This window comes from Vibrio bivalvicida (assembly GCF_001399455.2).
GTDB classification, from domain to species: Bacteria; Pseudomonadota; Gammaproteobacteria; order Enterobacterales; family Vibrionaceae; genus Vibrio; species Vibrio bivalvicida.
The window spans coordinates 1-1401 of sequence record NZ_LLEI02000071.1 but is presented as its reverse complement, the minus strand read 5'-3'; the positions used below and the strand labels follow the sequence as shown (position 1 = coordinate 1401).

The following is a 1401-nucleotide window of genomic DNA, read 5'->3' as shown; positions in this document are numbered from 1 at the left end:
AATCAACCAAAGTCAGTTTACTGGAGTGGTGCGTTTGTTTAGTTCTTTGGTGTGGTTTCTCTGGTGTTGAAGCGTCGCCATATCTAAATCAGTTTCTCGAACTGGGCTGTCAGGCTTGTCTAAAGCATTCTTTGCCAAGCAAGTTTCATCAATTGTGTTTTGTTTTTTGAGCTGTCCAATTTACATGGTCATTTGAATACAATAATGTACTTCAAGTTAGGCACTTGGGTTAAAAAACTCAACCTTCTTCGTAGCAGCTAACAATCTGCTCAAGACGGACTGCCAACGCGGGGCGATTTTAGTCCAAGTCAGGTGTAGTGTTTACGGTGGTTTAGTTGAGTGCGGGGGTCGCGTTGTCAGCCACTTAGCAGGGCGTTAGGTACAATCAGGAAAATTTGAAATCGAGCCAGTAAAATGGATGAAAAACTGGCTCTCATTGTTTCTAGTTTTGAGCGAACTTAACTCTGATTTTGCTCTTAGCTACAGTAGAAAGGTTTAATTTTTCAACCGCGGCCTTTGCTTCGTTTTCGTCAGGCATTTCTACAAACGCGAAGCCTTTTGATTGACCTGTTTCTTGGTCTAGTACTAGGTTGCACTCAGTTACAGTGCCGTGAGTAGAGAACAACACTCGAATTTCTTGTTCTGTAGTTGAACGCTCTAAATTGCGAACTAAAAGTTTCATAATGGTTGCCTAATATAAAATGCGGACTAAGTGTGGCAGGTAATTTACAACAAACCAAGTAAATACAGAGTCTGCTTTAAAAATTGTACCTAACAAACTGCTCAAGACGGACTATCAACGCTCGGCGATTTTGGTTCTAGTCTGGTACAGTGTTTACGGCGGCTAGTTAAAGTATCGTGTAATGCGTTGCTAGCCACTTAGCAGGGCGTTAGCGCGCTGGGCCAGTCAAATCCTGGATGACATTGGAAAAGGTGTCGGTCTATTCTTATTCTGATGTTTTTGTGAGGGTTAAAATTTTGGCACCAAGAAACTATTACACGTTACCTGAGATTGTCTTTTGTACTTATATTGCAAGATTTGGTCGCAGCCAGTTTGATGAAAGCGATATCAATGATTTTAGTGGTCGTTCATTGTCCTCAATTAAGATGAAGGTCCAGAATATTGCATCAATGATAGATGAGGCTGGTTATAAAGCATCGAACCAAGTTAGTTTGCTTACTGGAAAAACAACTGGTGAAAAAGGGCGCAAAACTAACTGGGATGATGTGCATCCTCTGTTAAATCTAGGCCAAAGTGAGTTGCTCAATAAATGCAGTGAACTTGGCATAAAAGCGCGCTAACAAACTGCTTAAGACGGACTATCAACGCTCGGCGATTTTGGTTTTAGTCTGGTACAGTGTTTACGGTGGCTAGTTTAAGTATCGTGTTATGCGTTGCTA

General features: G+C 41.5%; 2 protein-coding genes. One reads left to right on the top strand and one right to left on the bottom strand.

Annotation, left to right across the window (positions count from 1 at the left end):
- Positions 1–442: 442 nt before the first annotated feature.
- The gene (locus tag APB76_RS19100; RefSeq protein WP_049842715.1) at positions 443–682 is read right to left on the bottom strand and encodes an RNA recognition motif domain-containing protein; all 240 of its coding nucleotides are present in this window, start codon (positions 680–682) and stop codon (positions 443–445) included.
- Positions 683–918: 236 nt separating this feature from the next.
- Between APB76_RS19100 and APB76_RS19095 the strand changes: the two genes are divergently transcribed.
- The gene (locus APB76_RS19095) at positions 919–1302 is read left to right on the top strand and encodes a hypothetical protein (RefSeq protein ID WP_054963612.1); all 384 of its coding nucleotides are present in this window, start codon (positions 919–921) and stop codon (positions 1300–1302) included.
- Positions 1303–1401: the final 99 nt, after the last annotated feature.

What these genes read in the sequence shown, in the direction of transcription:
- APB76_RS19100 (WP_049842715.1), bottom strand. Translation starts at nt 682, where the DNA reads ATGAAACTTTTAGTTCGCAATTTAGAGCGTTCAACTACAGAACAAGAA.
- APB76_RS19095 (WP_054963612.1), top strand. Translation starts at nt 919, where the DNA reads ATGACATTGGAAAAGGTGTCGGTCTATTCTTATTCTGATGTTTTTGTG.